This is a genomic window from Saccharopolyspora erythraea NRRL 2338 (assembly GCF_000062885.1).
GTDB lineage: Bacteria > Actinomycetota > Actinomycetes > Mycobacteriales > Pseudonocardiaceae > Saccharopolyspora_D > Saccharopolyspora_D erythraea.
In genome coordinates, this window is record NC_009142.1 from 7,141,178 (window position 1) to 7,165,341 (window position 24,164).

Sequence of the window (24,164 nt, forward strand, 5' to 3'; positions counted from 1 at the left end):
CGGCGATAAAGGGGATCGAGTCTTCTCCGCAACCCACAGGAGGAACAAGAGATGACCGCAACCCGGCTGATCGGCCACATCGCGTCGGCGGCTCTGCTGACCACCGCAGCCGCCCTCGTCCCGTTGGCGGCGGGTGCCGCCACGATGCCGGAGGTGGCCGCCAGCAGCCTCAACCTCACGGTCACCGGGCAGCCCGGTACCGCGCAGTTCCGCTCCGCCGTGCTCACCTGCGAGCCGACCGGTGGCACCCACCCGAACGCACCCGCCGCCTGCGAGAACCTCACCGGCGTCAACGGTGACTTCCAGGAGCTGACCAAGGAGCCGGCGCCCGCGATGTGCACGCTGGACCTCAAGCAGGTCACGCTCCGCGCGACCGGCACCTGGCGGGGCAAGCCGGTGAACTTCGAGCGCGAGTTCGCCAACGTCTGCGTGGCCAAGTCGCACACCGGCGAGGTGTTCTCGTTCTAGCCCGCCGTTCCGCGAGCGGCGTCAGCCGCATGCGGTGCGGGACCAGCCCGCTCTGCCGCGCGGTTCTCCAGCGCTTTCTCGCGAGGACGGCGCCGAGCGGCTGGACCATCGGTGGCCGGTCGTCCGGCCACCGGACCGGACGCCCCGCGTCCGACCCGACTCCACCGGGCGGACCGCAGGCGGCGCCCAGAGGCCCCCGCCCGGGCCGGCATCCGACGAGCCGGCCACCGGGCGGGGGCCTTCCCACGGCACGCCACTCCAAGGCCACCACTCCACGGCCCCGCCGGGTCCCCGGCGAGTCGCCCGGCAGTGCCTTCCCGGCGCATTGCGCTGGTCAGCACCGCCGTCCCGCCATTCGGACGCGTTACTGTGGACCCATGGCAGCAGACGGCACCGGCGGCCGGCGCCGGCCGCGGCGGCTCTACGAGGTGGGCAGCGAGCCCGATCCCCGGTTCACCCTCGCCAACGAGCGCACCTTCCTGGCGTGGATCCGGACCTCGCTGGCGCTGATGGCCGCGGGCGTCGGCGTGGAGGCGCTCAACGCGGTCACCCACGAGACCGGAAGTCCACTGAGGACGGTCCTGGCCGTGCTCCTGCTGCTCGGTGGTGTGGTTTGCAGCGCAACGGCTTTCGGCCGCTGGGTCGCGACGGAGCGGGCGATGCGCGCGGGCGAGGCGCTGCCCGCGCCGAAACTGGCCCCGCTGCTCGGCTTCGGGCTCACCGCCATCGGCATCATGGCGTGCGTCCTGCTCTTCGCCACGGGGATCTGACGATGCCGCGGGGAGCCGAGCACCATGCCCGCTGAAGGCCCGGACGAACGTCGCGGCCCATGGGACCCCGGCCTCCAGAACGAGCGCACGACGCTGGCCTGGCTGCGCACGATCCTGTCGTTCGCCGTCGGGCTGCTGGTGCTGCTGCGGCTCATCGCCCACAACAGCCTCGCCGCCGCCATCGCCTGCGCCGTGTTCACGCTGCCGCTCTGCGCCGGCATCGCCCTGGTCACCTGGCGCCGGCACCGCCGGACTGAACGCAGCCTGCACGCCGAGGCCCCGCTGCCGGACGGCATCCTGCCGGCGGCGGTGGCCGTGCTCGCCGTCCTCGGCGGCTGCACGGGCCTGGTGTACGTGCTCACGACCTGAATCGTCCACAGTAGACATGGGCTCCGGAGGCGCCGCACCCCCGGAGCCCTGTCGGTCGTACACCGCGCTCAGCGCCCGATGGCGCCGCTCGTGCTCAGCACTCGATGACGTTGACGGCCAGGCCGCCCCGAGCGGTCTCCTTGTACTTCACCTTCATGTCCCGCCCGGTCTCCCGCATCGTCTTGATCACCTTGTCCAGCGACACGAAATGCGCACCGTCACCCCGCAACGCCATCCGCGCCGCCGTGATCGCCTTCACCGACGCCACCGCATTGCGCTCGATGCACGGGATCTGCACCAACCCACCGATGGGATCACACGTCAGGCCCAGGTTGTGCTCCATCGCGATCTCCGCCGCGTTCTCCACCTGCGCGGGCGTGCCGCCCAGCACCTCGGCCAGGCCCGCGGCGGCCATCGAACACGCCGACCCGACCTCGCCCTGGCAGCCCACCTCGGCACCCGAGATCGACGCGTTCTCCTTGAACAGCACCCCGATCGCGCCCGCCGCCAGCAAGAACCGCACCACGCCGTCCTCGTCGGCACCCGGCACGAACCGCGTGTAGTAGTGCAGCACCGCGGGCACGATCCCCGCCGCGCCGTTGGTCGGCGCCGTGACCACCCGGCCACCCGCGGCGTTCTCCTCGTTGACCGCCAGCGCGAACAGCGTGACCCATTCCATCGGGTCATCGGCAGCCGTCAGACTCGACGCCAACGCCGCAGCCCGGCGCCGCACCCGCAGACCGCCCGGCAGCTCACCGGAGTTGGCGCACCCGTTGGCCACGCACTCGGCCATCACGTCCCAGATGTGCAGCAACTCCTTGCGCACCGCGTCCTCGCCGCGCCACGCGAGCTCGTTGGCCAGCATCACCCCGCTGATCGACAGCCCCGACTCCGCGGTGCGCGCCAGCAGCTGCTCACCGGTGGTGAACGGCCACGCCACCTCGGTGGCATCCGGCTTGATCCGGTCCGCGCCCGTGGCCTCGTCGTCCACCACGAACCCGCCACCGACCGAATAGAACACCGACGACTCCACCTCGGCACCCGAGCCGTCCCACGCGGTGAACCGCATCCCGTTCGGGTGCACCGGCAACGACCTGCGGCGATGCATCACCAGATCGCGGTCCACCGAGAACGCGATGTCACGCACCCCGTCCAACCGCAACCGGCCCGTCTCGCCGATCTCGGTCACCCGCGGCGCCACCGCCGCCGGGTCCACCGACTCCGGCGCATGGCCCTCCAGCCCCAGCAGCACCGCCTTCGGACTGCCATGACCGTGCCCCGTGGCACCCAACGACCCGAACAACTCGGCCTTGACCCGGCTCACCTCGGACAACCGGCCCGCGGCGCGCAACCGAGCCACGAACATCGCCGCAGCCCGCATCGGTCCCACCGTGTGCGAGCTCGACGGTCCGATCCCCACCGAGAAAAGGTCGAAGACGCTGATCGCCATTGATCCGTCCTCCTAGCGCCGTGGTCCGGCTACTCCCCGGTCAGTTCGGCGTACTGCTCGGCGCTGAGCATCTCGCCGGTGCCGGTGGCGCGCACCTCCAGCAGCCAGCCCGCGCCGAACGGCTCGGCGTTGACCTGGGCAGGATCGTCCACCACGGACTCGTTGATCGCCACGACCTCGCCGGTGACCGGCGCGTAGAGGTCGCTGACCGACTTGGTCGACTCCAGCTCGCCGCAGGTTTCGCCGGCCTCGATCCGCTCGCCGACGGCGGGCAGCTGCACGTAGACGATGTCGCCGAGCGCCTCGGCGGCGTAGGGGGTGATACCGATGCGGACCACGTCGTCGCGGTCCTCGATCCACTCGTGCTCGCGGGTGTAGCGCAGGTTCGCGGGAAGGGACATGCGGGAGGCTCCGTCGCTGTCGAGGGCATGGCGATGCCCGGGATGGTGTGCCTCCCCCTCTGTTGCGGAACCTGAGAGCTTCACCGCGCCGTCGCGGCTTGCACCGTGGGTGCGGCGTCGGAACGCACGCTTTCCAGAGTCGCCTCGCCCGGACGGTCATGGGTGCCTGAGAGTTTGCGGGGAGTCTTGCTCCTTCGGCGCCCTGTTCCACTGCTCGCGCGGCAGGACAGGGGCTCTCCCGCCCGGGGTCTGCGGCCGGTATGCGGTTGTGGGTCTACCGACACGAACCCTAAACGGACCTGCCGAGCTGTCAATGGCTCCCCCCGCCGCCGGCACCCCGCATGCGCGGGCGACGGTCCGCCGGCGAGCGTGTCTAGGCTGGGAAGACGCTGGGGCCCAACGAGGAGGCGGGTGATGCTGGACATCCGGGCGGTGATCGAGCGGGTCGGGCCGACGCTGTTGCGAACCGTGATCCTGCCCGGTTCCACCGACTGCGTCGGCGACGTCGTGATCGCCGAACCCGACCAGTCGCCGACGGTCGCCGAAGGCGACCTGGTGCTCGGCGTGGCCGTCGGCGACCGCGACGCGGCCGTGCGCTTGTCACGCGAGTGCGGCGCGCAGGGCGCGGCGGCGGTGCTGCTCAAGCCGCCGCTGTGCGCGGACCCGGCCGTCATCGCCGCCGCGGAGGAGACCGGCCTCGCGCTGGTGGAGGTGCGGCCGGGCACGGCCTGGGCGCAGCTCGTGTGGCTGATCAGGGCCGCGCTGGCCGGCACGGCGGTGGAGGACACCGACACCCGCAGCCCAGGGCTGGGCGACCTGTTCAAGCTGGCCGACGCGGTGGCCGACGTGGTCGACGCCCCGGTGACCATCGAGGACGCGCACTCCCAGGTGCTGGCGTACTCGGCGCGCCAGGACCTGACCGACCCGGCCCGGGTGTCGACGATCATGGGCCGCAAGCAGCCCGACGACGTGCTCGCCAAGTTCCGCGCGCGCGGCACGTTCCGGCAGCTCAGCAAGGGCAGCTCGGCGATCTTCGTGCCCGGCCAGCAGGACGGCACGCTGCCCAGGCTGGTGGTGCCGATCCGGATGGGCGGCGAGCTGCTGGGGTCGATGTGGGCGGTGGTGCCCGGCGAGGTGTCCGTGGAGCGCTCGACGGCCTTCGCCGACACCGCCCCGCTGGTCGCGCTGCAACTGCTGCGCTGGCGGGCCGTCGCCGACGCCGAGCGGCAGCGCTCGGCCGACCAGGTGCGGCAGTTGCTGGAGGGCGGTGACCGCTGGCGCGTCGCCGCGAGCGAGCTGGGGGTCTCGCACGACCCGCACCGGGTGGCCGCGATCGAGGTCAGCACCTCGGCCGAGGAGGCGGAGGGGCACCGGCTGGCGATGTGGGAGTGGATCACCCGCGGCGTCGGGCGCAGGCCGCTGGTGACCGAGGTCGGCAACGTCCTCTACGCGCTCGTGCCCGACCGGCCGGGGCCCGGCGGCTGGCCGGTGCTGCGCGACGCGCTGACCGCGGCCGAAGGCCAGGCGAAACCGCTGGTGGCGGTGGGTACGGCGGTCGGCGTCGCGGACCTGCACCGGTCGCGGTCGGAGGCCGACGAGCTGCTCGCCCTGCTGCGCGCGGGGCAGGTGCCCGACCGGCTCGCGGTGTACGAGGACCTCTGGCACCTGCTGGTGCTCAACCGGATGGCCGGCGCCGCCACCGACGCCGGGGTCGCCTCGCTGGGCCCCCTGCCGTTGTTGCGCGAGCACGACCGCTCGCAGGGCACCGAGTACCTGAACACGCTGCACGCCTGGCTGCGCCACCCCGGCGACCCGCGCACGGCCAGCCACGACCTGCGCGTGCACCCGAACACCTTCCGTTACCGGATGAAGCGGATCACCCAGCTCGTCGACGTCGACCTGGACGACCCCGACGTCCGGTCCGCCCTGCTCGTGCAGCTGCTCGCCGCTCGGTGGGCCCGCCAGCGCTAGCCACCCGCACGGGTGAAACCAGGGCGCGCCCGCCCTCCACCGGCGCGGGAGCGCCGCGAACCGCGCGGTGCGAGCGCGGACGGCGCATCCCGCCCGAACTGTTGATCGGCGGCCGGGCGCTGCGGTGCGCGGTTGTGCCCGCGGAACAAACCCACCTGGGCAATCTCATCTGCGCGGAATGATGCGAGCCCGGCGACGGCGGCGGATCGTAATGCGCAACAGACCGAGAAAGGATTGCGCCGTGAAGATCGCAGTTCCGCGCGAGATCAAGAACAACGAGTACCGGGTCGCGATCACGCCGGCCGGCGTGCACGAATTCACCAGCCGCGGCCACGAGGTCTTCGTCGAGGCGCAGGCGGGCGCCGGGTCGTCCATCCCCGACGAGGACTACCTCGCCGCGGGCGCGAAGGTCCTGCCGACCGCCGACGAGGTGTGGGCCGAGGGCCAGCTCGTCCTCAAGGTCAAGGAGCCCATCGCCGAGGAGTACCCGCGGCTGCGCCGCGACCAGGTGCTGTTCACCTACCTGCACCTGGCGGCTTCCTCGGAGCTGACCGAGGCCATGCTCGCCTCCGGCGTCACCGGCATCGCCTACGAGACCGTGCAGAACGGCAACGGCAGCCTGCCGCTGCTCGCGCCGATGAGCGAGGTCGCCGGGCGGCTGGCGCCGCAGATGGGCGCCTACGCGCTGATGCGCCCGAGCGGCGGCCGCGGCGTCCTGCCGGGCGGTGTGCCGGGCGTGCACCCGGCCCGCGTCGTGGTGATCGGCGGCGGTGTCGCCGGACTGAACGCGGCCAGCGTCGCGCTGGGCATGGGTGCCGACGTGGAGCTGCTCGACACCAACGTCGACAAGCTGCGCGAGATCGACCGCGACTTCCGCGGCCAGATCCGCACCGTGGCGTCGAACCGCTACTCGGTCGAGCAGGCCGTCCGCGCCGCCGACCTGGTGATCGGCGCGGTGCTGATCCCGGGCGCGAAGGCGCCGAAGCTGGTCTCCAACCACCTGGTGTCGGAGATGAAGCCGGGCAGCGTGCTGGTGGACATCGCCATCGACCAGGGCGGCTGCTTCGCCGACTCGCGTCCCACGACGCACGACGACCCGACCTACCGCGTGCACGACTCGGTCTTCTACTGCGTGGCGAACATGCCGGGCGCGGTCCCGAACACCTCGACCCACGCGCTGACCAACGTGACGCTGCCGTACGCGCTGCGCATCGCCGACAACGGGTGGCAGAACGCCTGCCGCGCGGACCAGGCGCTGGCGCTGGGCGTCAACACCCACGACGGCAAGCTGGTCAACCGACCGGTCGCCGAGGCCCACGGCCTGTCCTCCACCTCGCTGGACGACGTCCTGGCCTGACTCCGGGACCGATCCCGATCTCGACCGCGCGTGGTTCCGACGCCCCGACCGGAACCACGCGCGGTCGCGCGTCCGGAGACACCGTCGGCGATCACTCAGCGCTACCGCACCGGACGCCGGATATCCACGTCGGCACACCGGGCCGATCTCGGTCGGAAACGGCGGAACTCGACCGCATGCGCGCAAGTGCTGGGCCATAAGCCGGAGTGGACCGAGGTCCGAGAAGATCAACGCATGTAGGGGCGGCCCGCTCAACCAGCCTGGGGGTCACCGGGAGCAGGCCGCCACTCACAGTGTAGGACACGATCGGCTGTTTGCCGACGACTGGAGCAATGTCATTCCGGCGATTTCACCCGGAATCGATAACCACCCGATCGAATGAAGGTCGCACGTCACCCGTGCAGGCGTCCTCGCCGACTGCCGATGTCCCCCTTCGGAGTAAATCCCGCGGTTCCGGCAGGTCGGTTGCCACCGAACAGGTGGGGATCGACTGGTCCGGCCCGGTGATGAGGCATCACCAACGTGGATTACGACGGTGGGAGACCAGCGATGGACATCGCAATCCGGCATGCGGTCCTGGACCGGCTCGACGCGCTGGACCGGGTAGCCGCCGACGGCGACCCCGCGGCGCTGCTGCCGGTGGCGCGCAACGAGCTGCACCGGCTCTCGGAAGCCCTGCGGGCGCTGCTCAGTGCGCACCGGCCCGACCACGACGGCAGGTGCCCGACCTGCCCCGGCCTGCTGCGCGGGAGGCAGTGGCCGTGCGCGGTGTGGCTGACCGCACACCGCGGCCTGCTCGGCGACCAGACCGACCTGGCGCCGGCCGTGCTGCGCTGGAAGCTGCGCGGCCGTCCGCAGGCCGAGCCTGCAGAGGTGGGCGAGGTCGGCGAGGTGGCCGTCTCCAGCACCGTGATCACCTCCGACTCCGGCCGCGGCCCGGGCGACTGGGACACCGAGGAGTTCGCGCTGGACGAGGCCGCAGGCGGAGAGCTCCGGGGCCACCCTCCGGCGGGCGGGCACCTGGAAACCGACCACACCAGGATCTACCGGGCCTCGGTCACCGAGCGGCCGATCAGCTGGCCCACCACCCACACCACGTAGACCCCACCCGCCCCGGGAGCGCACCGCCAGGGCGGGCGGTGGATCGTCGGCGTTCCGCGCAACTCCTCCCATCCCACTCTCCTGTCTGCGGCAGGATGGGTGATGGCCGACCGCCAACCGCGACGATGGAGGAGCGTGTGCACGACGGCAGTGGCCGGATCATCGCGCAGGACCTCAGCAAGAGCTTCGGGCCGATCCACGCGGTCCGGAACCTCGACTTCACCGTGCACCCGGGCGCGGTGACCGGGTTCCTCGGTCCGAACGGATCCGGCAAGACCACCACCCTGCGCATGATCCTCGGCCTGGTCACCCCCACCAGCGGCACCGCGACGATCAACGGGGTCCCGTTCCACCGGCTCCCGCGGCCGGGCACCGTGGTCGGTGCCGTGCTGGAGGCGCAGAGCTTCCACCCCGGCCGCAGCGCCCGCGACCACCTGCGGTGCTACGCCGCGGCGATGGGGCTGCCCGACCGGCAGGCCGACCAGGCGCTGGAGCTGGTGGGCCTGTCCAGCGCGGCCCGGCGCGGCGCGGGCGGGTTCTCGCTCGGCATGCGCCAGCGCCTGGCGCTGGCGACCGCGCTGCTGGGCGACCCGCAGATCCTGGTGCTCGACGAGCCGTCCAACGGCCTGGACCCCGAGGGCATCGCCTGGCTGCGCGGCTTCCTGCGCTCGTTCGCCGCGACCGGGCGCACCGTGCTCGTCTCCAGCCACCTGCTGCGGGAGATGGAGCACACCGTCGACCACGTCGTGATCGTCAGCCGCGGCCAGTGCGTCTACAACGGCCACCTCGACGAGCTGCGCGCGGCGCAGCGCTCCCGGGTGCTGGTGCAGGCCGCCGATCCGGCGGCCCTGGTGCCCGCGCTGGACCAGCACGGGCTGTCGGCGGAGTACCTGCAGGACGGCAGGCTCGCGATCACCGGCGCCGACTCCAGGGCGGTCGCCGACCTCGCACTGGAGGCAGGCGTCGCGCTCTACGGCATGCAGGACGAGCAGGTCGACCTTGAGCAGCTCTTCTTCCAGCTCACCAGTGGGCAGTACGCCGGAGCGCAGGCGCCGCCCGGGAACTGGGCCCCACCGGCTGTCGGCCACCAGCACCACGGCGGTGGCTTCGGGGGTGGTCGCTGATGGCCGCGCTGATCAGGGCGGAGCTGCGCAAGATCTTCTCCGTCAACCTGTGGTGGGCGCTGCTGCTGCCGGTCGCGGTGCTGAGCTTCGGCGCGGGCTGGCTGGGCACCGCGTTCGGCACCGTCGCCTCGCTGGAGCAGGAGATCGGCGGCCCGCTGCCGCTGGGCCTGCTCACCGTGTCGATGTCGACCAACTTCAGCACCGTCTTCGCGGCGCTGTTCGGTGGCCTGGCGATCTCCGGCGAGCACCGGACGCGCAGCATCACCACCACCTATCTGACGGCGAACCCGCGCGGCGCGGTGCTGGGCGCCAAGCTCGTCACCTACTCCGCGATGGGCGTGCTCTTCGGGCTGGTCAACGTGCTGTTCTCGAGCGCGGGCGGGCTCGTCGGGGCGGGCCTCGACGGCTTCGGCGACCCCGGCGACTGGTTCACCGTCGGCGGCGCCGGGCTGCTGGCGATGGTCCTGTGGACGCTGCTCGGCGTCGGCTTCGGCGCCCTGGTGTCCAGCCCGGTGGTCGTCATCATCACGCTGCTGGTCTACAAGTTCGTCTTCGAGTTCATCGTCTCCACCGCGATGATCGGCGCCAGCTTCGACATCGGGCCCTACCTGCCGGGCGCGGCGGGCAACGGCATCGTGGGCAACCTCGCGGTGCCGATCTTCATCGCCGCGGCGGCCGGACCGCACGAGGCCGAGACGCCGAAGGAGGTCTTCCAGGTGCTGCACTTCATCTTCGGCGGCACCTACGACCACCCGTGGTGGGCCAGCCTGCTCACCTTCTGCGGCTACACCGCGGTGTTCTGCGTCGCCGGATGGCTGGTCAGCCGCAGGCGCGACATCACGTGAGCGTCCGCTGAGCGGACGAAGGCCGGGGCCGCCTCGGTGGCCCCGGCCTCCGCATCCAACGCCGAGGACCGCGGGTGGTCAGCGCCTCCTCGACCCTGGACTCGGTGCGCGAGGCCACCGGCGCGGCGGTGCGCGGACTGCTGCTTTCCATGCCCGCGCTGCTGCTGGTCGCCGTGATCACCTGGTTCGCCACCGGCCGGGCGGTTGTCTTTGACCTTCGAAGGTTCCGCCATCGGAACCGCTACGCGAGGCGAGTTCGAAGACGGGCGCTGAACTTGTGCCCGCAATCACTCCGCCGAGCCGGAAACCGGTGCGGTGTCAGTGGTTCGACCTAACCTGGCGTGGTGAGCGACTCCCCCAGACCCGCCAACGGCGGTTGGATCCGCCGGCTCGCGGCCGCCTGCTGGCGCCACCCCGTATCGGCGACGCTGGCCATCACCGCGTCGGTCACCGCCGTCGGCCTGGAAGCGCTGGTGCCGCTGCTGACCAAGGTCGCGGTGGACGACGCGGTCGCGGGCACGACGGCGCGCCTCTGGTGGGTCGTGGCCGGACTGCTCGGGCTGGGGCTGTTCCGCTTCGCCGCCGCGTTCGTGCGCCGCTACAGCGCGGGCCGCCTCGCCCTGGACGTGCAGCACGACCTGCGCCGCGCGGTGTTCGCGTCGGTGCAGCGGCTCGACGGCGGCAAGCAGGACGCGCTGCGCACCGGCCAGGTGGTGTCGCGCTCGATCACCGACCTGCAACTGGTCAACGGACTCCTGTCGATGTTCCCGCTCGCCGCGGGCACCGTGGTGCTCGCGCTGTTCGCGATCGGGGCGATGCTGTGGCTGTCGCCGCTGCTGACGGTGGTGGCGCTGGTCATCACGCCGCTGATCGCGGTGGTGTCGGCGCGCAGCAAGAAGCGGCTCTACCTGGCGACGTGGTCGGCCCAGCAGCGCGCCGCCGACATCGCCCAGCACGTCGAGGAGTCCGTCACCGGCGTCCGGGTGGTGAAGGGCTTCGGCCAGGAGGCCCGCGAGGTGGCGCGGCTGGAGAGCGGTGCGCGCAGGCTGTTCGCCGAGCGGCTGCGCAGCGCCCGCCTGACCTCGCTGCCACAGGCGACGCTGACCGCGCTGCCGGTCTCCGGGCAGGTCGGGGTGCTCGGCCTCGGCGGCTGGATGGTGGTGCAGGGCCAGGTGAGCATCGGCACCTTCGTGGCCTTCGCCGGGTACGTGACGATGCTGGCCGGGCCCGCCCGGATGATCGCGAGCACGGTGATCCAGGGGCAGCTCGTGCGCGCCGGCGCCGAGCGGATCAACGAGCTGATCGACTCGCAGCCGGAGGTGCAGGACAAGCCGGACGCGGTCGCGCTGCCGGACGGTCCGCTGGAGGTGGAGCTCGACGGCGTCGGTTTCGGCTACAGCCGCACCCAGCCGGTGCTGCGCGACGCGACGCTGCGCGTGCGTCCGGGCGAGACGGTCGCGCTGGTCGGTCCGGCCGGTTCGGGCAAGTCGACGGTGTCGATGCTGTTGCCTCGCTTCTACGATGTGCACGAGGGCGCGGTGCGGATCGGCCGGGTGGGCGAGGAGCCGCTCGACATCCGCGACCTGCGGCTGGACTCGCTGCGCTCGGCGGTGGGAGTGGTGTTCGAGGAAGCGTTCCTGTTCTCCGACACCATCCGAGGCAACATCGCCTACGGCATGCCCGACGCGTCCGACGAGGCGGTGATCGCAGCCGCTCGGGCGGCCGAGGCGCACGACTTCATCAGCGCGCTTCCCGACGGCTACGCCACGCTGGTCGGCGAGCGCGGACTGACCCTCTCCGGCGGCCAGCGGCAACGGGTCGCGCTGGCCAGGGCGTTGCTGTCGGACCCGCGCATCCTGGTGCTCGACGACGCGACCTCGGCGGTGGACCCGACCACGGAGGCCGCCATCCACGACACGCTGCGCTCGGTGACCGCCCAGCGCACGACGCTGCTGGTCGCGCACCGCCGCTCGACGCTGGCGCTGGCCGACCGGATCGCGGTGCTCGACGAGGGCCGGGTCGTCGACATCGGCACCCAGGAGGAGCTGGAGGAGCGTTGCGAGCTTTTCCGCTCGCTGCTGGCCGGGCCCGGCGAGTCGATCGACAACCGCTGCGACCGGGCGGACGGCGGCGAGGGCATCACCCCGGAGCTGTGGCCGCAGGTCGAGCGCGACGAGCTCGTCGCGGACGCCTCCGGCGGCACACCGCCCACCCCGGAGCTGATCGAGGGGCTGCGCAAGCTGCCCGCGGCAACCGCCCAGCCCCGGCTGCCCGGCGTGGACCCGACCGCGCCGGACCCGGAGTTCCGGCTGGCCCGGCTGTTCCGGCCGATCCGCTGGGGTCTGGTGCTGACCGTACTGCTGGTCGCCGCCGACGCGGCGGCGCTGATCGCGCTGCCGACGCTGGTCCGCCAGGGCGTCGACGGCGGTGTGGTCGCGGGCGACCTGGGGGCGCTGTGGACGGCGACCGCGGTGGCCGCGGCCGTGGTCGCGGCGGGCTGGCTGGTCGTGAAGGTGCAGACCGTGGTGACCGCGCGGACCGGCGAGACCCTGCTCTACCTGCTGCGGCTGCGCAGCTTCGCGCACCTGCAACGGCTCGGGCTCGACTACTACGAGCGCGAGCTCGGCGGCCGGATCATGACCCGGATGACCACCGACGTCGACGCCCTGTCGACGTTCCTGCAAACCGGACTGGCCACCGCGGTGGTCAGCGTGCTGACCATCGCCGGCATCGCCGTCACCCTGCTGGTCACCGACTTCTCACTGGCACTGGTGGCGTTGTCGGTGCTGCCTGTGCTGGTGGTGGCCACGGTGATCTTCCGGCGGGTCTCCTCGGTGGCCTACGCCGAGGCCCGCGAGCGGGTCAGCACGGTCAACGCCGACATGCAGGAGAACGTCTCCGGGCTGCGGGTCGCCCAGGCCCACCGCCGGGAGCGGCACTCGGCGAAGGTCTTCGCCCGCCGCAGCGACGCCTACCGCCGCTCGCGGCTTCGCGCGCAGCGCTACATCGCGACCTACTTCCCGTTCGTCGCGCTGCTGTCGGAGGCCGCGCAGGCCATGGTGCTGGGCGTGGGAGCGTCCCGGGTCGCCGCGGGCGGTCTCTCGGCAGGCGTGCTGGTCGCGTTCCTGCTGTACCTGGGGCTGTTCTTCTCCCCGGTCCAGCAGCTCTCCAGCGTCTTCGACGGCTACCAGCAGGCGCGGGTCGGCCTGCGCCGCATCGGCGACCTGCTGCGCACGCCGACGTCGGTGCCGCAGGCGGCCGAGCCGGTCGCGGTGCCCGAGCGGCTGACCGGCGAGGTCGAGCTGCGCTCGGTGACCTTCCGCTACCCCGGCACCGAGCGGCCCGCGCTGCACGACGTCTCGCTGCGGGTCGCCCCCGGCGAGACCGTCGCGCTGGTCGGCGCCACCGGCGCGGGCAAGTCGACGCTGGTCAAGCTCCTCGCCCGGTTCTACGACGTCACCGAGGGCGCGGTGCTGGTCGACGGGGTCGACGTGCGCTCCTACGACCTGACCGGCTTCCACCACCGGCTGGCGGTGGTCCCGCAGGAGGGCCACCTGTTCACCGGGGACATCGCAGCCAACATCGCCTACGGGCGGCCCGGCGCCGAGCCGGAGGAGATCGAGGCCGCCGCGCGCTCGGTCGGCGCGCTGCCCGGGATCGCGATGCTGCCGGACGGGTTCCGCCAGCAGGTCGGCGAGCGCGGGCGGGGGCTGTCGGCGGGGCAGCGCCAGCTCGTCGCGCTCGCCCGCGCCGAACTGGTCTCCCCCGACCTGCTGCTGCTCGACGAGGCCACCGCCGCGCTGGACCCGGCGACCGAGTCGATGGTGGTGACCGCCAGCGATCAGCTCGCGGCCAAGCGGACCACGTTCGTCGTGGCGCACCGGCTTGCCACGGCGGCCCGCGCCGACCGGATCGTCGTGGTCGACGGCGGCCGCATCGCGGAGGAGGGCACCCACGAGGAGCTGCTGGCGCTCGGCGGTCGCTACCGGCAGTTGTGGAACGACACCGGCACCGAACGCGCAGGAGCGGTTCCGCAGAGTCACCACCCGCCCGGATGACGGGACGAATCGGTCCGGGATCCAGGAACAACTCGCCGAGGAGAAACGTCATACTGGAGCAGGACGACAACTCGTATGGAGTAGTGCCAGGCAGCGGCAGCCGGGCGGCAGGCCCGGGGGCGGCGCATCGTACGTGAGGGCAGTGATCGTGCTCAGGAGCCGGGCGGGCGTGTTCAACGCCGCGAGGCGTTTCCTTAACGATTCTGTGACCATCTTCGCTACCAGAACGACCGTACTGTGTGCCAACCACGCGAAACGGACCGCTAGCCTGGTACCCGAGTGTGTGTACATCACGAGCAGATGGATCGAGGCGAACGCCAGCCGTGTCCAGCAGCAGCCCTGCGTCACAGTTCGGCCCCAATGAGTGGTTGATCGAGGAAATGTACGAGCAGTTCCTGCACGATCCCACCTCCGTAGACTCGGCGTGGCACGAATTCTTCGCCGACTACAAGCCGGGCCAGGCCACTGAAACCACCGCAGCCGCGACCGGTTCTGCAGCGGCCCCGAAGGCGACGGCCACCGCGGCACGCGTGGTCGAGACCAACGGGCAGACCCCGCCCCCGTCCGCCACCGCACCGAGCAAGCCGAAGCCCGCCGAGCCCAAGCCCTCCCCGCAGGAGGCCGCCAAGGCCGCCCCCGTCAAGGAGGCCCCCGCGGGCGAGCAGGCCAAGCCGCTGCGCGGCGCCGCGGCCGCGATCGCCAAGAACATGGAGCAGTCGCTCACCGTGCCGACCGCGACCAGCGTGCGCGCGGTGCCGGCCAAGCTGCTCTTCGACAACCGCATCGTCATCAACAACCACCTCAAGCGGAACAAGGGCGGGAAGGTCTCCTTCACGCACCTGATCGGCTACGCGCTGATCCGGGCGCTGCGGAACCACCCCGACATGAACCGCCACTACGGCGAGGACGCCAAGGGCAAGCCCGCCGTGGTCACCCCCGAGCACGTCAACCTCGGCCTGGCGATCGACATGCCGGCCAAGGACGGCTCGCGCAGCCTGGTGGTCGCCTCCATCAAGGGCTGCGAGGAGATGACCTTCCAGCAGTTCTGGCAGGCCTACGAGGACATCATCCGCAAGGCCCGCAACAGCGCGCTGACCGCCGACGACTTCTCCGGCACCACCATCTCGCTGACCAACCCCGGCCCCAGCGGCACCAACCACTCGGTGCCGCGGCTGACCAAGGGCCAGAGCGCGATCATCGGCGTCGGCGCGATGGACTACCCCGCCGAGTTCCAGGGCGCCAGCGAGCAGGCGCTGGTCGACATGGGGATCAGCAAGATCGTGACGCTGACCTCCACCTACGACCACCGCGTCATCCAGGGCGCGGAGTCCGGTGACTTCCTGCGCACGGTGCACCAGCTGCTGCTCGGCGAGAACGGGTTCTACGACGACATCTTCACGTCGCTGCGGATCCCCTACGAGCCGGTCCGCTGGACCCGCGACATCCCAGAGGGCGCGGTCGACAAGACCGCCCGGGTGCTGGAGCTGATCGACGCCTACCGCACCCGCGGCCACCTGATGGCCGACATCGACCCGCTGAACTACCGCCAGCGCCGCCACGAGGACCTCGACGTCCTCTCCCACAGCCTCACCCTGTGGGACCTGGACCGCACGTTCGCCGTCGGCGGCTTCGCGGGCAAGGAGCGGATGAAGCTGCGCGACGTGCTCGGCGTGCTGCGCGACTCCTACTGCCGCACCGTCGGCGTCGAGTACATGCACATCCTCGAGCCCGACGAGCGCGAGTGGCTGCAGGGCCGGGTCGAGAAGCCGCACACCAAGCCCGAGCCGACCGAGCAGAAGTACATCCTGTCCAAGCTCAACGCCGCCGAGGCGTTCGAGACCTTCCTGCAGACCAAGTACGTCGGCCAGAAGCGCTTCTCGCTGGAGGGCGCCGAGACCGTCGTGCCGCTGCTGGACGCGGTGCTCGACACCGCCGCGGCCTCCGAGCTGGACGAGGTCGTCATCGGCATGCCGCACCGCGGCCGCCTCAACGTGCTGGCCAACATCGTCGGCAAGCCGATCTCGCAGATCTTCCGCGAGTTCGAGGGCAACCTCGACCCGGGCCAGGCACACGGCTCCGGCGACGTGAAGTACCACCTCGGCGCCGAGGGCAAGTACTTCCGGATGTTCGGCGACGGCGAGACCAAGGTGTCGCTGACCTCCAACCCCTCGCACCTGGAGGCCGTGGACCCGGTGCTGGAGGGCATCGTCCGCGCCAAGCAGGACATCCTGGACAAGGGCCAGGAGGGCTTCACGGTGCTGCCGGTGCTGCTGCACGGCGACGCCGCGTTCGCGGGCCAGGGCGTGGTCGCCGAGACGCTGAACCTGTCGCTGCTGCGCGGCTACCGCACCGGCGGCACGGTCCACGTGATCGTCAACAACCAGGTCGGCTACACCACCGCCCCGGAGCACTCGCGGTCGAGCAAGTACTCCACCGACGTGGCGAAGATGATCGGCGCGCCGGTCTTCCACGTCAACGGTGACGACCCCGAGGCCTGCGTCTGGGTCGCCAAGCTGGCCGTGGAGTACCGCCAGGCGTTCGGCAAGGACGTCGTGATCGACATGGTCTGCTACCGCCGCCGGGGTCACAACGAGGGCGACGACCCGTCCATGACGCAGCCGGCGATGTACGACGCGATCGACAAGATGCGCAGCGTCCGCAAGACCTACACCGAGGCCCTCATCGGCCGTGGCGACATCACGGTCGAAGAGGCCGAGAAGGCGCTGAAGGACTACGCCAGCCAGCTGGAGCACGTGTTCAACGAGGTCCGCGAGCTGGAGAAGCACCCGCCGGAGCCCAGCCCGTCGGTGGAGTCCGAGCAGGTGGTCCCGCAGGGGCTGGCGACCGCGATCCCGGTCGACACACTCAAGCGGATCGCCGACGCGCAGGTCAACATGCCCGAGGGCTTCACGCCGCACTCGCGGGTCAAGCCCGTGCTGGAGCGCCGCGCGAAGATGGCCACCGAGGGCGGCATCGACTGGGCGTTCGGCGAGCTGCTCGCGTTCGGCTCGCTGACCATGGAGGGCCGCCCGGTCCGCCTGACCGGCCAGGACAGCCGTCGCGGCACGTTCGGCCAGCGGCACTCGGTGCTCATCGACCGCAAGACCGGTGCCGAGTACACGCCGCTGCAGAACCTGAGCGAGGACCAGGCGAAGTTCCTGGTCTACGACTCGGCGCTGTCGGAGTTCGCGGCCATGGGCTTCGAGTACGGCTACTCGGTGGCCAACCCGGACGCCCTGGTGCTGTGGGAGGCGCAGTTCGGCGACTTCTTCAACGGCGCGCAGTCGATCATCGACGAGTTCATCTCCTCCGGTGAGGCCAAGTGGGGCCAGCGCTCCGACGTCGTGCTGCTGCTGCCGCACGGCCACGAGGGCCAGGGTCCGGACCACAGCTCGGCGCGCATCGAGCGGTGGCTGCAGCTCTGCGCCGAGGGGTCGATGACGGTGGCGATGCCGTCGACGCCGGCGAACTACTTCCACCTGCTGCGCCGCCACGCGCTGGACGGCATCCACCGGCCGCTGGTCGTCTTCACGCCGAAGTCGATGCTGCGGCTCAAGGCGGCCACCAGCCCGGTCGAGGACTTCACCGAGGGCAAGTTCACCTCGGTGATCGACGACCCGACGCAGCCGGACCCGGCCTCGGTGCGCCGCGTGGTGCTGTGCACCGGCAAGCTCTACTACGAGCTGGCCGCCGAGAAGGCCAAGCAGGGCCACGACGACACCGCGGTGGTGCGGCTGGAGCAGCTCTACCCGCTGCCGCACCGCAAGCTGGGCAGGCTGCTCGAGCGGTACTCCAACGCCACCGACGTCCGGTGGGTGCAGGAGGAGCCGGCGAACCAGGGTGCCTGGCCGTTCCTCGGCCTGGCGCTGCCGGAGCTGTTCCCGGAGCGCCTGGCGGGCCTGCGCCGCGTGTCGCGGCGGCCGATGGCCGCCCCGGCGACCGGTATGGCCAAGGTGCACGAGGTCGAGCAGGCCGAGGTCGTGCAGGGCGCCTTCGCCTGATCGCCGACGACTGCTGGAAGGGCCGCCGGTTCCCGCGGGAGCCGGCGGCCCTTCCGCGTCCGGGTCGGTTCCGCGCGGGTCTCGCCGGGGTCCGGCTCGCGGTCGCGGGCACGACAACCCGTCCGTTATCGGATGGGGGACGCCGTCGTGATCAGGAAGCGGCACGGTGGTCATTCGAGGCGGCCGCGAGGCCGGCTCGCCAGCTCCTCCCGGCCCATCGCGGCGCGAGCCGCACCGCGATGCGCCCACGCGCCGGCCCCACCCGGCGCGTTCCGGCGGCGGCCGTCGGCGAACGCCGGCACCGCTCCACAGAGGACGGAGGCGACGTGCAGGATCCCGACGAGTGGCGGGCCAAGGGCGTGCATTGGCACGCCTACTCCGAGTCGCGCGACAGCAGCTCGACGTCGCCGGGCAGCAGGCGCCTCGACCGGCTGCGGCGAGCCCCGCAGGCGGTGCTGCTGACGCCGGAGGAAGTCACCGACTGGATCGCGGAGATGGTGCGCGAGCACGCTCACCGCCGCCACGTCCGCCTCATCGGGCCGCGCGGCGGCACCGGCCAGATCGGCGACGACGGCCACATCGAGCACGACGTGCACCAGAACCTCGACGTCGCCTGCCGCGGAGACTCCCTCTACATCGACATCGCCCGCGAGAGCGACCGCCTGCACCTGTGGGCCGAGGCCGTGACGCCCGACGACTGCGCCGCCGACCGCCACGACGAGGACGCCGGCTGACCAGCGCGAGCCGGTCCCGCAACGAGCCCGCCGGGTCGGCGGCCCGGAGCTGAACGGGGCCGGGCGCTTGGCGTGCCGTCCGGCCGCGGGCCGCCGAGGGCGCCGTCAGCCCCGTGAGCCGCCGGTCAGTCGTCGTCGGCGTCGTCGCGGGCCAGGAAGGTCGCCAGCCTCTCGGCGGCGTCCTCGAACTCGGGGTTGAGGTCGACGAAGGCACGCATCCGGTCGGCGACCCACGCCAGGGTCACCTCATCATCACCGCGACGCTCTTCGAGTTCTTCAATGCCACGGTCGGTGAAGTACACCGGTCCTCCTCGGTTTCGCTCGCCTGCTGCGCTGCCGCAGACCGGAGTGCAGCGTAGGACAGGCCTCCCGCCGATGTTGCGCCGCATCCCCCTTACCCAGCAAGGCAATCCGGCTCGTGGTCGCCAACGCCGACAGCCGCGGCCCGTGGCCCGGAGGGCGGTCGCGCCCGGCTCCCAGCCCCCGGCAGCGCCGCGCCCGGGCGGCCGTGCCGGACCGGCCCGGCAGGCACCTGACTCCCGCTACCCGACCCACCGGCCGGCCGTGCCCGTCCCGGTGGCGAACTCCACCCGTCCCGGACCTCCGCGCGCCCGTCCACGCCTTCCGGGACCCGCGTCCGTCGCCATGCGCACCGGCCCCGTCCCAGCCCACCCGCCTCGACGACACCGGCCGGATGACGGCCGCTCACCGCGCGTCCTGTGCAGTCCGGCTAACCAGCCAGTGCAGAAAGTCGCGATGGACCTGCGGCGGCCGTGCGCAGCAAACTCCGTGACGGCCGTCGGAGCAGCCGGCCGTAGAACCATTGGAGGCAACGTGCGCGCACTGGTGAAGACCTCGCCCGCGCCCGGACTGGAGCTGACCGAGCTCCCCGACCCGACGCCCGGCGCCAACGACATCGTGGTCCAGGTGTTCCGCACCGGCATCTGCGGAACCGACCTGCACATCGACTCCTGGGACGAGTGGGCCGCCCGGACCGTGCCGACGCCGCTGGTGATCGGCCACGAGTTCGCCGGCGAGGTGGTGGCGGTCGGCTCGGCGGTCACCCAGGCCCAGGTGGGCGACTTCGTCAGCGGCGAGGGCCACCTGGTGTGCGGGACGTGCCGGAACTGCCGGGCGGGCCGCAGGCACCTGTGCGCCAACACCAGGGGACTCGGCGTGCACCACAACGGCGCCTTCGCCGAGTACGCGGTGCTGCCCGAGCAGAACGTGTGGGTGCACCGGGAGCACGTCGACCCCGACGTGGCCGCCATCTTCGACCCGTTCGGCAACGCGGTGCACACCGCGCTGACCTTCCCGGTCGTGGGCGAGGACGTGCTGATCACCGGCGCGGGCCCGATCGGGCTGATGGCCGCGTGCGTGGCCAGGCACGCCGGCGCGCGCAACGTCGTGATCACCGACGTCAGCGAGCACCGGCTCGAGCTGGCCCGCCGGGTCGGCGTGGACCTCGCCGTCAACGTCGCCGAGACCGGCATCGCCGACGCCCAGGCGAAGCTGGGCATGTCCGAGGGCTTCGACGTCGCGATGGAGGTCTCCGGGCAGCCCTCCGCGCTGCGCGAGACGATCGAGAACATGGCCCACGGCGGCCGGATCGCGATGCTGGGTCTTCCGGCCGAGCGGTTCCAGATCGACTGGAGCGCGGTCGTGCTCAAGATGCTGACGGTCAAGGGCATCTACGGGCGGGAGATGTTCGAAACCTGGTACTCCATGTCGGTGCTGCTGCAGTCCGGGCTGGACCTCTCGCCGGTCATAACCCACCGGTTCCCCTGCACGCGGCACGTCGAGGCGTTCGAAACCGCGCGCGCGGGGCGCTGCGGCAAGGTCATTCTGGATTGGACGGTGCGCTAGATGTACACCATTGGCCAGGACGTGCGGGCCGAGCTGGAGGAGATCCGCGCCGCGGGCCTCTACAAGCACGAGCGGGTGCTGGACTCCGCGCAGAGCGCGCGGGTCGGCGTCGGCGACGCCGAGGTGCTCAACTTCTGCGCCAACAACTACCTCGGGCTGGCCGACCACCCGGCGCTGGTCGACGCCGCGTCGAAGGCGCTGGAGCGCTGGGGCTTCGGGATGGCCTCGGTGCGGTTCATCTGCGGTACGCAGGCCCCGCACAAGGAGCTCGAGCAGCGGCTGTCGGAGTTCCTCGGTACCGAGGACACCATCCTCTACAGCTCCTGCTTCGACGCCAACGGAGGGCTGTTCGAGACGCTGCTCGGGCCGGAGGACGCGGTCATCTCCGACGAGCTCAACCACGCGAGCATCATCGACGGCGTCCGGCTGTGCAAGGCGCGCCGCGCCCGCTACCGCAACCGGGACATGGCCGACCTGGAGCAGCAGCTCAAGGACACCGCCGACGCACGGCACCGGCTGATCGTCACCGACGGCGTGTTCTCGATGGACGGCTACCTGGCGCCGCTGGACGAGATCTGCGACCTCGCCGACCGGTACCGGGCGATGGTGATGGTCGACGACTCGCACGCCGTGGGCTTCACCGGCCCGACCGGGGCGGGCACCCCGGAGGCGTTCGGCGTCACCGACCGGGTCGACGTCGTCACCGGCACCCTCGGCAAGGCGCTCGGCGGGGCCAGCGGCGGCTACGTGTCGGCGCGCGGCGAGATCGTCGAGCTGCTGCGCCAGCGCTCGCGGCCGTACCTGTTCTCCAACTCGCTCGCGCCGTCGATCGTGGCCGCCTCGCTGGCCGCGCTCGACCTGGTCTCGGCGAGCCCGCAGCTGCGGCAGCGGTTGAGCGACAACAGCGCGCTGTTCCGGTCGCGGATGGCCGAGGAGGGCTTCGACCTGCTGCCGGGCGAGCACCCGATCATCCCGGTGATGATCGGCGACGCCGCCGAGGCGGCGCGGATGGCCGACCTGCTGCTCGAGGAGGGCATCTACGTCATCGGCTTCTCCTACCCGGTGGTGCCCAAGGGCAAGGCGCGGATCCGCACCCAGATGTCGGCGGCGCACAGCCCCGAGGACATCGAGCGGGCGGTCACGGCGTTCGTCCGGGCCCGCGAGCGTATGCGCAGGTGAGGACGGTGCGCTGACGACCGTCCGCCTCCTGGGCGAATGGGTACCATCGGCAGGTGATTGACCCCAGGCGGCTGCAGGTGTTGCGCGCTTTGGCCGACCACGGCACGGTCCGTGCGGCGGCCGAGGCGCTGTACCTGACGCCGTCGGCCGTCTCGCAGCAGCTCAACGCGCTGGAGAGCGAGGTGGGGCAGCCGCTGCTCACCCGGCACGGGCGGCGGGTCCGGCTGACCGCGGCGGGAGAGCTGCTGGTCGAGCACGCCAAGGCGGTGCTCGCGGAGCTGGAGCGGGCGGAGGCCAGCCTCGCGGCGTGCGCGTCGGGCACCGTCGGCAAGGTCGAGATCGCCTCGTTCGCATCGGCGATCACGCAGGTCGTGGCGCCCGCGATCGTGAAACTGCGGTCGCGGGCACCGGGGGTCTCGGTGCTGGTGCGCGACGCCGAGGCGCACAACAGCCTGCTGATGCTCCTGGCCGGGGAGATCGACGTGGCGATCTCGATGGAGTACACCTCGACGCTGCAGGCCGACGACCGCAGGCTGACCCGCTACCCGCTCTACGCCGAGCCGTTCGACGTCGTGCTGCCGCCACGGCACCCGCTGGGGTCGATGCCGTCGGTGGCCGTCGAGGACCTCCGCGACGAGGAGTGGATCGCGCCGCTGCCGGGCAACCCGTGCCGCGCGGTCGCGCAGGTCTTCTGCGAGAACGCCGGCTTCGTCCCGCGCATCACCCACACCTCCGACGACTTCCACGCCGTCGTCGCGCTCGTCGCGGCGGGCACCGGGGTCGCGCTGGTGCCCAGGACCGCCATCGGCGACCACCCCGGCACCGTGCGGCCGGTCGCCGGCCGCCCACCGACCCGCCGGGTCTTCGCCGCGGTCCAGTGCGGCCGCGAGGAGAACCCCCTGGTGCGCACCGTGCTGGACGCCCTGCTGGAGCAGAAGCCCGACGACTGACCGGCCGAACGGGCGGTCGGATCGCGCGTCGACCGGGCTCGTCCGGTGGCAAGCTGGCGATCATGCCTCTGCGACCTTTCGACGCCGTCCTCTGCGATCTCGACGGCGTCCTGCGCCGTTGGGACCAGCGCGCCTTGCAGCGCCTCGAGCTGGCGCACGGGCTCGAGCCGGGCTCGATCGCCGCGACCGCGTTCGCCCCGGAGCGCGTGCACCCCGCGATCACCGGCGCGTGGACCGACGAGGAGTGGCGGGCCGCCGTCGCGGACGACCTGGCCGCCGCGTGCGGCTCGCTCGCCGCCGCACGCGCGCTCGTCGCGGAGTGGTCGGGGCCCGCCGGGGAGGTCGACGCCGAGGTCGCCAGGGTGCTGGCCGACGCCCGCGCACCTGCCGGTCCTCCTGGTGACCAACGCGACGACCAGGCTCGAAGCCGACCTGGAGCGGCTGGGACTCACCCACGCCGTGGACGCCGTCGTCAACAGTTCCCGGGTCGGGTGCGCCAAACCGGATCCGCGGATCTACCGCCTGACGGCGGCGCGTGCCGGCGCGGCGGTCGAGCGCTGCCTCTTCGTCGACGACACGCCCGCGAACGTCGAGGCCGCACGCGAGGTCGGCATGACCGCCTTGCACTTCCGGGGCCCTCACCAGCTCCGCGAAGCCCTCGCCCCGCTGCTGGAACCGCGAACCGCCTGACGCCCCTGCTCAGACCTGGCCGTTTCGCTGGAACACCGCCAGCGCGCGGGTGACGCGGGTGGCGCCCTGCCGGACCGCGCGCTCGACCTCCCAGCGCCGGGACAGGAACTCGTCGGTCGGCAACGAGATCGCGACCGAGGCGACGACGCCGCCCGCCGGCTCGCGCACCGGCACCGCCATGCACGACATCCCCTGCTGGAACTCGCCGATCTCCAGCGCCAGGTGCGACTGGCGGACGTGCGCGAGGTGGTCCTCCAGCGCGCCGCGGTCGCTGATGGTGGCCGGGGTCAGCGCGGCGAGCCCGGCGGCGTCGAGGTAGCGGGCCAGCCGCTGCGGCCCCATCGCCGAAAGCATGATCTTGCCGAAGGCGGTGGCGTGGGCGGCCTGGTGGAACCCGACGTCGAGCGGCTGCGCGCGGGGGCGCCGCTCGGAGTCCTCGACGTGGGCGATCACCACCTCGGTGTCCCGGTAGACGGCGTAGTACGCGGCGGCGTCGGCGTCCTGGTGGACCGCGCGGATGGCGCCCGCGACACCGGGCGGCACCGCGAGCTGGCGGGTCAGCGCCTGCCCGAGGTAGCGGGCCATGTAGCCGAGCCCGTAGACGTGCTGGTCGCTGAGGTGCACGACGTGCCCGGCGTCGATCAGCGCGTGCAGCAGGTGGTAGGTGGTGGGCAGGGCGAGGTCGAGCTCGGCGGCGATCTGCTTGGCGGTGAGCCCGTCCGGCGAGTTCGCGATCACCTCCAGCACGCGCAGGGCCCGCCCGACCGACTGCAGCGGGCCCGCGCTGCCGTTGCGGCGTGCGACGCCGTCCAGCGGGGCTTGCACGCCCT

At 72.1% G+C, this 24,164-nt stretch carries 19 protein-coding genes and 1 riboswitch; of the genes, 15 read left to right on the forward strand and 4 right to left on the reverse strand.

Annotated elements, in window-relative coordinates:
- The first annotated feature begins 51 nt into the window (after positions 1 to 51).
- The 3 genes from SACE_RS30630 to SACE_RS30640 all read left to right on the forward strand — a co-directional run bounded on the left by SACE_RS30630 (position 52) and on the right by SACE_RS30640 (position 1,607).
- Positions 52 to 468 (forward strand): subtilase-type protease inhibitor, encoded by a 417-nt coding sequence (locus SACE_RS30630; RefSeq protein WP_009945991.1) that lies wholly within the window; start codon positions 52 to 54, stop codon positions 466 to 468.
- 377 nt (positions 469 to 845) lie between these two features.
- Positions 846 to 1,238 (forward strand): YidH family protein, encoded by a 393-nt coding sequence (locus SACE_RS30635; RefSeq protein WP_009945990.1) that lies wholly within the window; start codon positions 846 to 848, stop codon positions 1,236 to 1,238.
- A 24-nt stretch (positions 1,239 to 1,262) separates the two neighbouring features.
- Positions 1,263 to 1,607, forward strand: a complete 345-nt coding sequence (locus SACE_RS30640) for a YidH family protein (RefSeq protein WP_009945989.1) — start codon at positions 1,263 to 1,265, stop codon at positions 1,605 to 1,607.
- A 94-nt stretch (positions 1,608 to 1,701) separates the two neighbouring features.
- Here the strand turns inward: SACE_RS30640 and SACE_RS30645 are convergent, their stop codons facing one another.
- Together SACE_RS30645 and gcvH are read right to left on the reverse strand one after the other, a co-directional pair.
- Positions 1,702 to 3,057, reverse strand: coding sequence for an L-serine ammonia-lyase (locus SACE_RS30645; RefSeq protein ID WP_009945988.1), 1,356 nt, complete (start codon positions 3,055 to 3,057; stop codon positions 1,702 to 1,704).
- 29 nt (positions 3,058 to 3,086) lie between these two features.
- Positions 3,087 to 3,458: a glycine cleavage system protein GcvH gene (gene gcvH / locus SACE_RS30650; RefSeq protein ID WP_009945987.1), complete on the reverse strand. Its 372-nt coding sequence runs from the start codon at positions 3,456 to 3,458 to the stop codon at positions 3,087 to 3,089.
- Between the two features lie 143 nt (positions 3,459 to 3,601).
- A riboswitch (glycine riboswitch) is annotated at positions 3,602 to 3,709 on the reverse strand.
- Between the two features lie 163 nt (positions 3,710 to 3,872).
- Here gcvH and SACE_RS30655 point away from each other — a divergent pair.
- From SACE_RS30655 to SACE_RS30695, 8 genes are all read left to right on the forward strand, one after another.
- The gene (locus tag SACE_RS30655) at positions 3,873 to 5,429 is read left to right on the forward strand and encodes a helix-turn-helix domain-containing protein (protein ID WP_009945986.1); all 1,557 of its coding nucleotides are present in this window, start codon (positions 3,873 to 3,875) and stop codon (positions 5,427 to 5,429) included.
- Between the two features lie 241 nt (positions 5,430 to 5,670).
- Positions 5,671 to 6,786, forward strand: a complete 1,116-nt coding sequence (gene ald, locus SACE_RS30660; protein ID WP_009945985.1) for an alanine dehydrogenase — start codon at positions 5,671 to 5,673, stop codon at positions 6,784 to 6,786.
- A 549-nt stretch (positions 6,787 to 7,335) separates the two neighbouring features.
- Entirely contained in the window at positions 7,336 to 7,887 is a 552-nt protein-coding gene (locus tag SACE_RS30665) for a hypothetical protein (protein WP_009945984.1), read from the forward strand.
- A gap of 137 nt (positions 7,888 to 8,024) precedes the next feature.
- On the forward strand, positions 8,025 to 9,011 hold the full coding sequence (locus SACE_RS30670) for an ABC transporter ATP-binding protein (protein ID WP_011875027.1): 987 nt from the start codon (positions 8,025 to 8,027) through the stop codon (positions 9,009 to 9,011).
- Positions 9,011 to 9,856: an ABC transporter permease gene (locus SACE_RS30675; RefSeq protein WP_009945981.1), complete on the forward strand. Its 846-nt coding sequence runs from the start codon at positions 9,011 to 9,013 to the stop codon at positions 9,854 to 9,856. The genes SACE_RS30670 and SACE_RS30675 overlap by 1 nt, the downstream gene beginning before the upstream one ends.
- A 341-nt stretch (positions 9,857 to 10,197) precedes the next feature.
- Entirely contained in the window at positions 10,198 to 13,914 is a 3,717-nt protein-coding gene (locus SACE_RS30685; RefSeq protein ID WP_009945979.1) for an ABC transporter ATP-binding protein, read from the forward strand.
- Positions 13,915 to 14,237: 323 nt separating this feature from the next.
- The gene (locus tag SACE_RS30690) at positions 14,238 to 17,915 is read left to right on the forward strand and encodes a multifunctional oxoglutarate decarboxylase/oxoglutarate dehydrogenase thiamine pyrophosphate-binding subunit/dihydrolipoyllysine-residue succinyltransferase subunit (protein ID WP_081468297.1); all 3,678 of its coding nucleotides are present in this window, start codon (positions 14,238 to 14,240) and stop codon (positions 17,913 to 17,915) included.
- 326 nt (positions 17,916 to 18,241) lie between these two features.
- Positions 18,242 to 18,649, forward strand: a complete 408-nt coding sequence (locus SACE_RS30695; RefSeq protein ID WP_011875030.1) for a hypothetical protein — start codon at positions 18,242 to 18,244, stop codon at positions 18,647 to 18,649.
- A gap of 125 nt (positions 18,650 to 18,774) precedes the next feature.
- On the opposite strand, the gene SACE_RS38485 is transcribed toward SACE_RS30695, so the two are convergent.
- On the reverse strand, positions 18,775 to 18,951 hold the full coding sequence (locus SACE_RS38485; protein WP_009945975.1) for a DUF6104 family protein: 177 nt from the start codon (positions 18,949 to 18,951) through the stop codon (positions 18,775 to 18,777).
- 532 nt (positions 18,952 to 19,483) lie between these two features.
- Here SACE_RS38485 and tdh point away from each other — a divergent pair.
- The 4 genes from tdh to SACE_RS30715 all read left to right on the forward strand — a co-directional run bounded on the left by tdh (position 19,484) and on the right by SACE_RS30715 (position 23,334).
- Positions 19,484 to 20,515, forward strand: coding sequence for an L-threonine 3-dehydrogenase (gene tdh, locus SACE_RS30700; RefSeq protein ID WP_009945974.1), 1,032 nt, complete (start codon positions 19,484 to 19,486; stop codon positions 20,513 to 20,515).
- Positions 20,516 to 21,694, forward strand: coding sequence for a glycine C-acetyltransferase (locus SACE_RS30705; RefSeq protein WP_009945973.1), 1,179 nt, complete (start codon positions 20,516 to 20,518; stop codon positions 21,692 to 21,694).
- A gap of 53 nt (positions 21,695 to 21,747) precedes the next feature.
- The gene (locus SACE_RS30710) at positions 21,748 to 22,644 is read left to right on the forward strand and encodes a LysR family transcriptional regulator (RefSeq protein ID WP_029621537.1); all 897 of its coding nucleotides are present in this window, start codon (positions 21,748 to 21,750) and stop codon (positions 22,642 to 22,644) included.
- Between the two features lie 399 nt (positions 22,645 to 23,043).
- Positions 23,044 to 23,334 (forward strand): HAD-IA family hydrolase, encoded by a 291-nt coding sequence (locus SACE_RS30715; protein WP_009945970.1) that lies wholly within the window; start codon positions 23,044 to 23,046, stop codon positions 23,332 to 23,334.
- Positions 23,335 to 23,343: 9 nt separating this feature from the next.
- Here the strand turns inward: SACE_RS30715 and SACE_RS30720 are convergent, their stop codons facing one another.
- The gene (locus tag SACE_RS30720) at positions 23,344 to 24,159 is read right to left on the reverse strand and encodes an IclR family transcriptional regulator (RefSeq protein WP_009945969.1); all 816 of its coding nucleotides are present in this window, start codon (positions 24,157 to 24,159) and stop codon (positions 23,344 to 23,346) included.
- Positions 24,160 to 24,164: the final 5 nt, after the last annotated feature.